The 11,881-nt window shown below is 72.7% G+C and carries 7 protein-coding genes; 5 read left to right on the top strand and 2 right to left on the bottom strand.

The window, feature by feature from the left end:
- The first annotated feature begins 95 nt into the window (after positions 1–95).
- Genes AC0B61_RS08650 through AC0B61_RS08630 form a run of 5 tightly spaced genes read left to right on the top strand, consistent with a single transcriptional unit; the run spans position 96 to position 7,287 of the window.
- Positions 96–1,652, top strand: a complete 1,557-nt coding sequence (locus tag AC0B61_RS08650; RefSeq protein WP_471739883.1) for a flavin-containing monooxygenase — start codon at positions 96–98, stop codon at positions 1,650–1,652.
- Positions 1,649–2,926, top strand: a complete 1,278-nt coding sequence (locus tag AC0B61_RS08645; protein WP_471739882.1) for a sugar efflux transporter — start codon at positions 1,649–1,651, stop codon at positions 2,924–2,926. Before AC0B61_RS08650 ends, AC0B61_RS08645 begins: the two co-directional genes overlap by 4 nt.
- The gene (locus AC0B61_RS08640) at positions 2,923–3,906 is read left to right on the top strand and encodes a glycosyltransferase (RefSeq protein ID WP_471739881.1); all 984 of its coding nucleotides are present in this window, start codon (positions 2,923–2,925) and stop codon (positions 3,904–3,906) included. The genes AC0B61_RS08645 and AC0B61_RS08640 overlap by 4 nt, the downstream gene beginning before the upstream one ends.
- A complete protein-coding gene (locus AC0B61_RS08635; protein ID WP_471739880.1) occupies positions 3,903–4,694 on the top strand; it encodes a PIG-L deacetylase family protein in 792 nt (263 codons plus the stop codon). Before AC0B61_RS08640 ends, AC0B61_RS08635 begins: the two co-directional genes overlap by 4 nt.
- Positions 4,695–4,698: 4 nt before the next feature.
- On the top strand, positions 4,699–7,287 hold the full coding sequence (locus AC0B61_RS08630) for a glycoside hydrolase family 3 protein (RefSeq protein WP_471739879.1): 2,589 nt from the start codon (positions 4,699–4,701) through the stop codon (positions 7,285–7,287).
- Between the two features lie 135 nt (positions 7,288–7,422).
- On the opposite strand, the gene AC0B61_RS08625 is transcribed toward AC0B61_RS08630, so the two are convergent.
- Positions 7,423–10,404 carry a glycoside hydrolase family 48 protein gene (locus tag AC0B61_RS08625; protein WP_471739878.1) on the bottom strand — a complete coding sequence of 994 codons (2,982 nt, stop codon included), beginning with the start codon at positions 10,402–10,404 and terminating at the stop codon, positions 7,423–7,425.
- Between the two features lie 375 nt (positions 10,405–10,779).
- Complete coding sequence (locus AC0B61_RS08620) at positions 10,780–11,814, bottom strand: LacI family DNA-binding transcriptional regulator (protein WP_471739877.1); 1,035 nt, start codon at positions 11,812–11,814, stop codon at positions 10,780–10,782.
- Between the last annotated feature and the right edge of the window lie 67 nt (positions 11,815–11,881).

The raw sequence follows: 11,881 nt of genomic DNA, 5'->3' as shown, positions 1-11,881 counted from the left end.
GCGAGCCCGCCCGTGAGCCCGCCCGTGAACGCGCTGCCCGTAAACGTGCCCGTGACCGCGCTACCCGCGAACCCGCCCATGAGACTGGAGACTTCATGCGAACAGTCGTGATCGGAGCCGGCCCCGCAGGCCTCACCTGCGTGCGGCAGGCCCGCTCCGCCGGCCTCGACGTCGTCTGCTACGAGAAGCGCGACGACCTCGGCGGCATCTGGAACCCGTCGGGCGGCGGCGCCTACGCGGGTGTGCGCATGCAGAGCTCACGCATGAGCATGCCGTTCAGCGACCACCCGCCCGGGTTCACCACCGCCTTCCCCACCCAGCACGAGGTCCAGGACTACCTGCGCTCGTACGCCGCCCGGTACGGCCTCCTCGATGCCGTCGAGTTCGGCCGCGAGGTCGTCCGGGTCGCCCAGGCGGACGGCTGCTGGCAGATCACGGCCCGTACGGCGGACGGCCGCGAGCACACCGAGGCGGCCGACGCCGTCCTGGTCGCCAACGGTGAACTCTGGCAGCCCCGCGTGCCCACCCGCCTGCCCGCCCCGACGGCGCCAGTTCGGGTCCTCACCGCCCCCGAGTACCGCGGGCCCGCGGAGTTCGCCGGCCGGCGGGTGCTGGTCGTCGGCGGCGGGGTGAGCGGCGCGGACATCGCCGCCGACCTCGGTGGCACCGCCGCGCACGTGGACTGGTCGGTGCGCCGCCGCCAGCTCTTCCTGCCGCGCCTCATCGGCGACTCCTACAACGACGCGCTCTTCTCCTACGCGGGCCGCGTCGCCGTCGAGGAGGTGCCGTACCCGCGCTACCTCGACTGGCTCACCGAGTACCTCCCCGAGTACATGGCGATGTACCGGGCCACCGGCCTGCTGCCGGAGTCTGGCTTCCACGGCGCGGTCCACGTCAACGAGCGGATCGTGCCCCGGGTCCACGCCGGGGACGTGCAGCCGGTGCCGGCCTTCGGGCGGTTCGCCGAGGACGGCTCGGTGGAGTTCGCCGACGGCTCCCGCCGCGGGTACGACGCCGTGGTGCTGTGCCTCGGCTACGAGATGCCCGACTACGGCTTCATCGAGGGACTGCGCCGCGAGGACCTGTACGAGCACCACTTCTGGCGCCACGACCCGACCCTGGCCGTGGTCAACACCCCGGTGGACACCGAGGCCTTCGGCACCGCCTGCCCGTACTTCGAGGCCGTGGCCGGCTGGGCGGTCGCCGTCATCACCGGAAAGGCGACGCTGCCCGACGCCGCCGCCCGCGCCGACTGGTGCAGCCGTCACATGGGCGCCCTGCAGGACCGCCGCTACCTGGACTGCTGGCTGGAGACGATCCGGCTGGGCCTGCTCAGTGGGAGCCTGCCGGACCCGGCCGTCGACTTCGCCGCCTACTGGACGGTGGTCTCCAGCCAGGTCGCCCCCGGAAACCTGGAGCCTGGCCGGGCCACCCCGATTCCGGCCGTGCTCGACGACCGGCTGGACCTGTCCGGCGTGCGGCACCGAATCCTGGCCGCCCTGCCGGCGCACACCCGCGAACGCCTGCTCGCCGAGGCGGTGATCGGCCCGGACGACCTGGCCGCGGCCGCCCGCGTCCCGGCCGGCCGCGAGCTGGCCCCCTGGCTGCCGTACCGGCAGCGCACGAGCGGGCCCGAGGAGGCGACGACATGACCGCGGAACCCGTCGAGGGCACCGTTCCCGTCGCGCCGGTCCCCACCGTCGGCCGGTGGCGCCTGCTCGCCGACCGGTCGGTCCAGAGCCTGATCGCCGCGAACGGCGTGGTCGGGCTGGCCGGCGCGTTCGTGATCCCGACCGTCAGCCTCTTCCTGGCGGACGCCGTCCACGCCACCCCGCTGATGATCGGCCTGTTCTTCGCCGTCCGGTCGATCGGGGAGATCGGCACCGACCTGGCCATGGGAGTCGTCTCCGACCGGCTGCGCGACCGACGTACGGTGCTGGTGCTGACCGCGCTGTGCAACGCCGTCGGGGCGCTCTGCTACTCCGTGTTCCGCGACTACTACCTGCTGCTGCCGGCCGGCATGGTGTGCTTCGGCCTCGGCGGCGCCTGCTTCGGTCAACTCTTCGCCTACACCCGGGAACTGGCCGAAGCGCGGCAGGTCGACGCGCCGTTCTTCAACGGCTTCCAGCGCTCGGTCACCTCACTGGCCTGGGTGATCGGCCCGCCGGTCGCCTTCTGGCTGGTCGCCCGCTGGTCCTTCACGGTGCTCTACGCGAGCGCGGCCGGGCTGTCCCTGCTCGCCGCGGCGATCTGCCGATGGGGCCTGCCCCGGCTCCCCCGTCCGGCAGCGGACGACCCGTCCCACGACACCGCCCCCGGGCTCCGCGGGCTCTTCGCCGGACTCGGTGCGCACACCGGGCGCCTGCTCGTGGCGATCGTGCTGCTGCTGGGCGCCAACATGATGTACCAGATCGACCTCTCCCTGCGCATCACCTCGGAACTCCACCTGAGCACCGCCTTCGCCGGCCTCCTGCTCGGGCTGAGCGCGGTGCTGGAGATCCCGCTGATGATCGGCGTCGGGGTCTGGGCCGACCGGATCGGCAAGACCAGGCTGCTGCTGCTGGCCACCGTCTGCGCCACGCTCTTCTTCGCGGTCCTGCCGCTGGTCCACAGCCGCACGCTGCTGCTCCTCCTCCAACTGCCCAACGCCTTCTGGACGGCGGTGGTGATGAACATCCCCGTCGTGATGCTCCAGGACTCCCTGCCCGGTCGCCCCGGCACCGCGTCCTCGCTCTACGCCAGCGCGTTCAAGACCGGCATGTTCCTCGGCGGCCTGGTGGTCGGCACGGTCGCGACCTGGACGGGCTACGGGCAGGTGTTCTGGGTGTGCGCCGGCCTCACCGCCCTCGCCGGGCTGCTGGTCCTCGCCCCCGGGAGCGCGGGCACCTCCGCGTCCACCAAGACCCCCGAAGGGACTGCCGCATGACCACGCCGCCCGCCTGCACGGTGATCGTGCCCACCTACAACCGCTCGGGGCTGCTCCGGCACACCCTGGACTCACTGGCGCGCCAACTCCTCACCCCGGACGAGTCGTTCGAGGTGATCGTCGTCGACGACGGCTCCACCGACGACACGGCCGAGGTCGTGGCCGGCTACCACGACCGGCTCGACGTCCGCTACTTCTTCCAGGAGGACCAGGGCTACCGGGTGGCCAAGGCCCGCAACGTCGGCATCGACAACGCCCGCGGCGGGACCTGCGCCTTCGTGGACTCCGGCGTCGTCCTGCACTCCGGTGCGCTCGCAGCCCACCTCGCCGCCCATCTCGCCGCCCACCGCCGGGCCGAGGGCCCGATCGCCGTCCTGGGCTACGTCCACTGCTTCAACGAGGGCAACGAGGACGGCGAACAGATCCTCCGGGAGATCGACTTCGCGGACCCGGACGCCTCGATACGGCAATTCGCCGAACAGCGCCGCTGGCTGGACCTCCGCGAGACCTACTACGAGCGCTACGGCGAGGACCTCGGCGTGCTCACCGCGCCCTGGCTCATGTGGTGGACGTGCCACGTGTCCGCGAACACGGCCCACCTGCGCAAGGTCGGCGGGTTCGACGAGGCGTACCGGTCCTGGGGAGCCGAGGACGTCGACCTCGGCTACCGGCTCCACCAGGCGGGCGCCCGGTTCGTGCTGAGCCGCGACGCCGCCTCGCTGCACGTGCCCCACCCCAAGAGCTACCAGGACAACATGGCCGCGGCGGCCGCCAACTACCGGTACTTCGCCGACAAGTTCGACACCCCGGTGGCCAGGTTGGTCCTCGACAACCACTTCGAGGAGATCGAGGACATCCTGCGCTCCCGCGGGCTCGCCGACGGAGCCGTCACCGACCGCTTCGGGACGGTCACCCGCGCGATCGACCAGTCAGCCGATCAGACCGCCCACCAGGTCGCCGCCGAGGGGAGCACCCGATGACCCCGCCGCTCCTCGGCACGTGGACCGAATGGCACCTGCGCACCCGGCGTTCCGAGGGCAGCGTCCTGGTCTTCGCGCCGCATCCCGACGACGAGGTGATCGCCTGCGGCGGCACCATCGCCCGGCTGGTCGCCGAGGGCACCGGCGTGCGCGTGGTCTTCGCCACCGACGGCGCCATGTCGCACTCCGCGGTGCTCGGCATCCACAGCGACCCCACCCCGGCCGAGCTGCGGGTGATCCGCCGTCAGGAGGCGCGGGCGGCCGCGCGGGCACTCGGGCTGCCGGAGGACGCCGTCCACTTCCTGGACTTCCCGGACACCCGGCTCGCCGACCACCTGAAGGCCTTCCGCGGCAGGGTCCTGGAGTTGCTCCGCATCCACCCGGGCGTGGCCGAGGTCTACCTCCCGCACGAGGTGCGGGAACTCAACGCCGACCACCGGCTCACCGGCGAGACCGTGCTCGGCTGCCTGGCGGAGCTGGGCCTCACGCCGGCCGTCTACCGCTACGTGGTCTGGGACGAGCGGACGGAGCAGGAGTTCGCCTTCGTCAACCGCAACCCGCCCGCCGGCGGCGCCGGCGCGGCCGAGCGACTCGTCACCGTCGACATCACCGAGCAGTTGCCGCTCAAGCGGGCCGCCTTCCGCGAACACCGCACCCAGGTCGAACTCTTCGCTCCGGGCCAGACCCGGCCGGTCGTGCCGGAGCCGTTCCAGGAACGCGTACTGGCCTCCTCGGTCGAGGAGTTCTGGATCAGCGAGCCGGCGTCCGCCCGGCCGGAAACGGAGTGACGACGTGTCAGAGATCCTGCCGTCCAGCGGGCGCACCCCGCTGCCCGCGCTCGCGCCGCTGCCGACCTGGCCCCGGGTGGCCTCCGCGATCGCGCCCGACCCCCGGATCGAACAGCAAGTGGCCGCGATCCTGGCGCAGTTGACGATCGAGGAGAAGGTCGGGCAGCTGGTCCAGCCCGAACTCGCCCAGCTCACCGCCGAGGACATCCGCGAGTACAAGATCGGATCGGCCCTCAACGGAGCCGGGATCTGGCCGCACGGCCGCCGGCACGCCACCGTCCGCGACTGGGTCGGCCTGGTGGACCACTTCTGGAGCGCGGCGGAACAGACCTGGCAGGACCGGCCCTTCCGGATCCCGTTCATGTGGGCCACCGACGCCGTCCACGGCCACAACAACGTCCACGGCGCCACGGTCTTCCCGCACAACATCGGCCTCGGCGCGGCCGGTGACCCCGATCTGATCCGCCGGATCGGCGCCGCCACGGCCCGCGAGGTCGCCGCCACCGGGATGGACTGGATCTTCGCCCCCACGGTGACCAACCCGCGCGACCGCCGCTGGGGCCGCTACTACGAGGGCTACGGCGAGGACCCGGCACTCGGCCACGCCTACGGCCGCGCCATGGTCGAAGGGCTGCAGGGCGATCCCGCCGCGCTCCGCACCGACCAGCGGGTCCTGGCGACGCTCAAGCACTGGATCGCCGACGGCGGCACGGCCGACGGCCGCGACCGGGGCACTGCGCGCTGCTCCGAGCAGGTCCTGCGCGACATCCACGCCCAGGGCTTCCTGGCCGGCATTCGGGCCGGGGCGCAGAGCGTGATGGTCTCCTTCAGCAGCTGGGAGCACCCGGCCAACTACGACCACACGCCGGGCGGCGGCGAGCCCTACAACCACAAGGTGCACGGCAGCCGGTACCTGATCACCGACGTGCTCAAGAACGCCCTGGGCTTCGACGGCATCGTGATCAGCGACTGGGACGCGCACGCCGAGGTCTCGCGCTGCTCGTCCGGCGACGCCGGATACGCGATCAACGCGGGCCTCGACGTGCTCATGGTGGCGGGCCGGGAGGCCTGGCAGAGCGTCCACCGCACGGCCGTGGCGCAGGTCCGGGCCGGCGTCATCCCGCAGGAGCGGATCGACGACGCCGTCTCCCGCGTCCTGCGGGTCAAGCTGCGCGCCGGCCTGTGGGAGAAACCCCGGCCGTCCGACCGGTCGCTGACCCGCCCGGGCGCCCCGGCGGTGATCGGCTCGCCGGAGCACCGGGCGCTGGCCCGCGAGGCGACCCGCAAGTCCCTGGTGCTGCTCAAGCACACCCCCGGGCTGCTGCCCCTGCCCCGGACCGGCCGGGTGCTCGTCACCGGCAGCGCGGCCGACGACCTGGGCAAACAGTGCGGGGGCTGGACCCTCACCTGGCAGGGCGACGACCTGGACCGCACCGACCTGCCCGGCGGCGCCACCATGGCCGACGCGGTCCGCGCGGTCGTCGGCGCCGCCGACTGCACGGTGGACCCGACGCCGGCCCACACCGCTCCCGGGGCGTACGACGTCGCGATCGTCTGCATCGGCGAGGACGCCTACGCGGAGATGCGCGGCACCGTCAGGCCCTGGCGCTCCATCGGCTACGCCGACCTCAAGCAGAGCTACGCGCGGGACCTGGAACTGCTGCGCCGACTGCGCGCGGCAGGAGTGCCCACGGTCACCGTCATGTTCACCGGCCGCCCGCTGTACTGCACGGAGGAGATCAACCTCTCGGACGCCTTCGTGGTCGCCTGGCTGCCGGGCCCGTACGCCCAGGGGGTGACGGACGTGCTGTTCGCGGCCGAGGACGGGACGCCCGCCCACGACTTCCAGGGGCGGCTGCCCTCATCCTGGCCGAGGACCCGCGACGCCAGCGCCGTCAACGGCATCCCCGCGCATCTGCCGGACTACCGCGTACCGGCCGAGGAGACGGCGCCGGAGGGCAGCCACACCCCGCTGTTCCCGGTGGGCTACGGCCTGTCGCCGCACGACCCGGCCCCGGTCGGCGAGCCGCTGCCCTTGCACATCCCGGCGGCCGCGCCCCCGGCGCCACCGGTCGGCGGCCCGCTGCGCGTGCTCGACGCGGAGGGCACCGCCTACCGCCTCCGGGTCGGCGGCCACAACACCTGGTCCCGGGAGGACATCGGCCTCGACAAGCCGATGGACTGCCTGATCGTCCACGCGACACCGTTCCCCACCCCGGACGGCACCGCGCTGCGGCTGCGCTTCAAGGGCAACCCGGCCTTCGTGTACGCCGAGTCCCCGACCGGACGGCCCGCCGACCTGCGCGGGTACCTGGAGCGCGGGGCGCACGTGCGGTTCGCCGTCCGCGTGCTGCAACCGCCCTCGGCCCCGCTCTACCTGGCCTGCCACGACGACTTCCCGGGCCAGCCCGGCGTCGACCTGACGGCGCGGCTTCGCGCGGCCGGGCCGGCCGACTGGACCACCGTCTCCGTCCCGCTCACCGAGCTGGCCGCGGTCGGCATGGACCTGCGACACGTGGACGTGCCGTTCATGCTCTACACGGACGGCACGGCGGAGCTGGAGATCGCCGACGTCTCCTGGCACCTTCCGTAGCGCGCCTTCCGTAACTCGCCTTCCCTGGCGGGGCTTCCGTAGCACGCCTACGGACCCCGGCCCCGGCTCCGCGCGCGTGCGCGGGGCCGGGGCCGGGGCCGGGGCCGGGGCGAGGGGCCGGTGCGGGTGGGCCGCTCAGCTGCCCGGGTTCACCGTCGGGAACAGCTGGGCGAAGGTGTCGAAGGCGGTGGCGATGTCCGCCTCCGCCCAGAAGCGGTGGTAGGTGAAGGTCGGCGCGGCGCCGCCGTCGAGGTAGGTCTGCACCTTGGACCACTGCGGGTCGTTGGTGTACCAGGGGCGGATGGACAGGAAGGTGCCGCCCGAGCTGATCCGGGTGCCGTCGGGGTAGCTGCCGGTCCAGCCGGGCGGGACGTACAGGCCCTGGTGGGTGGTCGGCGAGTACGGCTGGGTGAAGCGGTTGTAGTCGGCGCGGGTCTCGGTGGCCGAGTAGCCCCGGCTGTCGGTGTACTTGGCGTGCAGGGTGTCCAGGATGTTCTGGGCGAACTTCTGGGCGCCGCTGCTCCCGGACTTGGCCGCGTAGTAGGCGAGGGTCTTGGCGAGCGAGCCGGCCACGCCGACGTCGGTGGCGGAGCCGCTCGCGGTGACGTGCAGGCCGGCGTTGCGTCCGGGGCTGGTGGCGTTCCAGGTGTCGGGCGCGCCGGTCCAGGAGAGCTTGTCGGGGGTGGTCAGGGTGCCGGTGGCCGGGTCGGCCCGGGAGACGGACATCGCCCACGGGATCCACTTGTCGAGGATGGCCTTCGCCCGGCTGTCGCCGGTGGTGTAGTAGTACTCGGCGAACCGCTCCATCGACCAGGTCTGGAACCCGAACCACTGGTTGGAGGCGGGGTCGTGGTACTCGGGCTGCCAGTCGTAGTACAGGCCGTAGAAGGTCGGGTCACCCGCCGGCGGTGCCGCGTCGTCGCCGTAGTTCCCGCCCCAGCTGTTGGTGGCTCCGCCCGAGATGCCGCCCTCGGTGGACTGCAGCCACTGGAAGAACTGGAGCTGCTTGTCCAGGCTGCCCGCCCAGTCGGTGGCACCGCTCGGCGAGAGCGGCTTCAGGCCGGGGTCGTTGGCAAGCGCCCAGGCGGCCATCGGGTTCTGGTAGCCCTGGTGGGCGGCGGAGCCGGAGATCCGCCAGGACCAGCTGCCGTCGGCCGCCCCGCCCCAGGCGAAGTACCAGGTCATCAGGCCGAGTTGCTCGTTGGCCTTGGAGGTGCCGCCGGGGCAGGTGGCGGCGCCGAGGCAGTTGCCCGCCTGCTTGAAGTACTTGTCGTAGAGCGAGTAGCGCAGGTAGTCGCCGAGCTTCGAGGCCTTGGCGAGGGTCGCGGTGATGGCCGCGCTCTTGCCCTGCGACTTGGCGAACTGCTCGGCCCAGTAGGCGGCCTGGACCAGCCGGGCGTCGGCGTCGGGCGCGTCGGTGTACTTGTACTGCTTGCTGAAGGAGCCGCCGCCGTCGTTGAACAGGCTGAGGAAGCCGGAGCTGCTGTTGCCGTACTTGAGCAGGTCGCAGTCGGGTTGCGGCACCGTCTCCCAGACGGACTCCTCCGGGCCGCGCTGGAAGGTGTTGATCAGGCTCGGCTTGCTGGTGCCGTCCTCACACTGCCCGAAGCCGTACTTGTTGTCGGCGTCCAGCAGCCAGGCCGGGGCGTAGATGTCCGGGCTGCCGTAGGCGCTGTTCAGCTCGGCGGAGAGCGGGTCGGTGCCGACGGGCACACTGCTGTTCAACTTGGCCGGGTACTGGTCCGGTTGGGCCTTCTCGGGAGCGTACTCGCCGGGCTTGGCCGGGTTGTAGGTGCTCTGGCCGGGCTGCTGGGCGTGGCTGGGGATCAGGTAGGTCTCCAGGTTGGTCCAGGCGTTGTTGAAGCCCGTCCAGTCGCCGGTGACCCGACCGTAGTCGGCCTCCAGCCAGAGCCAGTAGCTGTACGTCTCGGAGGTGGTCTCGTGGCCGTAGTCGGGGGCCTCCACGATCAGGGTCTCCACCGCGTGGTACGGGATGCCCTGCGGGCTGAAGTACCCGTTCGCCGGGTTCTTGATCTTGCTGTAGAGGTCCAGGAAGTACTGGTCGTAGCCCGACGTCTTCGCCGCCTCGGTCACCGTGACGGCGCCGGCGCCGAAGCCGGTCGCGGCGGCGGTGAAGGTGGCCGTCCCGCCGACCTGGCCGGCGTCGGTGCCGGCCGCGACGGTGACGGTCTGCGGGACGTTCCAGTTGGCCGGGGTGAAGGTGAGGACGGCACCGGAGGTGACGCTCAGGTCCGTGCCGCTGCCCGAACGGGCCACCGTGACGGTCGTGTTGGCGGACGGCGCCTGGGACAGTGCGACGGTGAAGGTGCCGGTGCCCCCCTGTTGGACGGCGAGCGAGGCCGGGCTGACCAGGACGCTCGGCCCGGCCACCTTGACCGCGGCCGGGCTGGACGTCGTGGTGGCGCCGGCGTTGTCGGTGGCCACCGCGGTGACCGAGTAGTCGCCGGCCGCCACCTTCGCCCAGTCGGCGGTGTACGGCGCGGTGGTGGCGGTGCCGATCAGGGTGTTGGTGGCGGCCGAGGTCGAGGCGTAGAAGTCCACTTTCGCCACGGTGCCGTCGGCGTCGGCCGCGTCGGCGGAGAGCTTCACGGTGGATCCCGGGGTGAAGGTCTGCCCGGCGGCCGGGGAGGTGAGCGCGACGGTCGGGGGCTGGTTGGCGCCGCGGCACGGGGTGCCGTTGACGGTGAAGCCGGTGGGGGCGGTGTTGGCGCCGCTGTACGTGAAGTTGGCGCTGGTGGTGTAGCCGGCACCGGGGTTGATGGTGGCGGCGTAGCCGGGGTTGGTGACGGTGACGGACTGCCCGGTCTGGCTCCAGGTGCCGTTCCAGCCGTTCTGGAGGGTCTGGTTGCCGCTGTAGGCGTAGCCGAGGGTCCAGCCGTTGATGGCGGTGGTGCCGGTGTCGGTGATGGTGATGTTGGCGGTGAAGCCACCGCCCCAGTCGCTGACGGCGTAGGTCACGCCGCAGGACAGCCCGGTGGCCGCCGCCGCGGTGGGCACCGTGAGGGCGCCGACCGTCGCGCCGATCAGGGTGAGCGCGGTGGCCGTGGCGGTGAGGGTGAGCCGGTTGCCCCTGGCACGCAGGGCTTTGTGTCGCATGCGCGTCCTCCAGTTCGGGTGGGTACCGCCGCGCGGGTGGGGATGCGCGGCGGACGGAGGTGTTGCGTGCGATCGTGAGGCGGAGTGCCCGGCTTGGGAAGCGTCCGCAGGGCCCGGCGGCTCCACTCGGCCGGCCCGCCGGGGTTTGACCATGGCGGCGACCAGCGCGGAGCCGTTCCCCGGGCTGGTGCGGTGCCCGGTTGGCCGGCATGTAAGTTACACCGCCGACTGGGAGCGCTCCCGCAGCGATCAGCGGGGCTTCCCGGCCTCCGGCTTGACGCGAGGCGGAGCTCCTCGGCGCCGATTGGAAGCGCTTCCACACCGTTCCATCAGATTCCCGCCCGTGTCAGCACCTGGGCCGGGCCGCCCCCGCAGTCACGCCGACTCCCGCACCACCAGTTCCGTCGGCAGGACCATCTGGCGGCGGACCCGGCCCGGCTGGGCGATCTCCTTGAGCAGCAGCTGGACCATCAACCGGCCCATCTCCTCGGTCGGTTGCCGGACGCTGGTGAGCGGCGGCTCGGTGTGCCGGGCCACCACGGAGTCGTCGAAGCCGACCAGGGCGACGTCCTGCGGCACCCGCCGGCCCGCCTCGCGCAGCGCCTGCAGCGCACCCGCCGCCATCAGGTCCGACGCGCAGAACACCGCGTCCAGGCCGGGCCGGCGGGCGAGGAGTTCCCGCATGCCCTCGCGTCCGCCGCGCTCGGTGAAGTCCCCGTGTGTGACGAGCCCGTCGTCGACCGGCACCCCGGCCTCGGCGAGCGCCTGCCGGTAGCCGGCCAGGCGCGCCGCGGCGCCCTCCATGTCGAGCGGCCCGGTGACGGTCCCGATGGCCGTCCTACCCCGGGACAGCAGGTGCCGGACGGCCGCCCGGGCGCCACCCGCGTTGTCGGCGTGCACGTAGCTCAGCGGCTCCTGCGCCGAGCGGCGGCCGCCGAGCACGGCGGGCAGCTCCAGCCGCTCCAGCAGCTCGGGGAGCGGGTCGTCCTGGTGCACCGAGACCAGCAGGACGCCGTCCACCCGGCGGGCGGTGAGGTAGCGGGTGAGCCGTTCCCGCTCGTGTTCGTCACGGACCAGCACCAGCAGCAACTGCAGGTCCGATCCGGCGAGTTCGGCGGAGACGCCGGTGATGATGTCGGCGAAGTACGGCTCGGAGCTCAGCTTCGCGACGTTCTCGGGGATGACCAGCGCGACCGCGTCGGTCCGGGAGGTGACCAGGGAGCGCGCCGCCTGGTTCGGGACGTAGCCGAGTTCCGCGATGGCCTGCTCGACCGCCACCCGGGCCTTGGCGCTCACCTTGGGCGAGCCGTTGACGACCCGGGACACCGTGCCCCGGCCCACCCCGGCCCGCGCTGCCACCGCCTCCAGGGTGGGGCGGGCAGCGGGTTGCTGCTGCGCGGCTCGGCTCATGATCGCACTCCCGGGCGGACGGCGGACGGTGGACGGCGGCGGCCGCGGCGAGGGCGGTCGGACGACA

Source organism: Kitasatospora sp. NPDC023385 (assembly GCF_055664045.1).
This window is presented reverse-complemented; position numbering and strand designations above follow the sequence as displayed.